Origin of the sequence: Christiangramia aquimixticola, assembly GCF_048285835.1 — a bacterium.
Lineage (GTDB): Bacteria > Bacteroidota > Bacteroidia > Flavobacteriales > Flavobacteriaceae > Christiangramia > Christiangramia aquimixticola.
On the sequence record NZ_JBLVTL010000059.1, the window covers coordinates 1 to 376 of the forward strand.

Consider the following 376-nt stretch of genomic DNA (forward strand, 5'->3'; position numbering starts at 1 on the left):
TTCCCTCTATACAGCGATATCGGGTGGAGCTGAGATCTGCCTCATTCCTGAGATTCCATATGACCTCTCTGTAATTGTTGAAAAGATAAAAAGTAGGTATAACAAAGGTCGGGGGTTTGTAAACATTGTCATTGCTGAAGGTGCCAAAGCAAAGGATGGAACTATCACTGCTTCTCAAGGCGAAGAGGGTAGACATGCGGTCCGACTTGGTGGGGTTTGTTATACCTTGAGTCAGCAGTTGAAGGATGCAGGCTTGGAGGCGGATATCCGTGAGACAGTCCTTGGACATACCCAACGCGGAGGTACTCCGATTGCTTTTGACCGGGTGATTGCTTCTGTTTTTGGCGTAAAAGCAATGGAATTGGTCCTTGAAGGC

Annotated in this window: 1 protein-coding gene; it reads left to right on the forward strand. The window is 47.3% G+C overall.

Going from position 1 to position 376, the window contains the following annotated elements:
* On the forward strand, positions 1 to 376 hold a 376-nt coding region (locus ACNKXV_RS13490), incomplete at both ends, for a 6-phosphofructokinase (protein WP_417908251.1).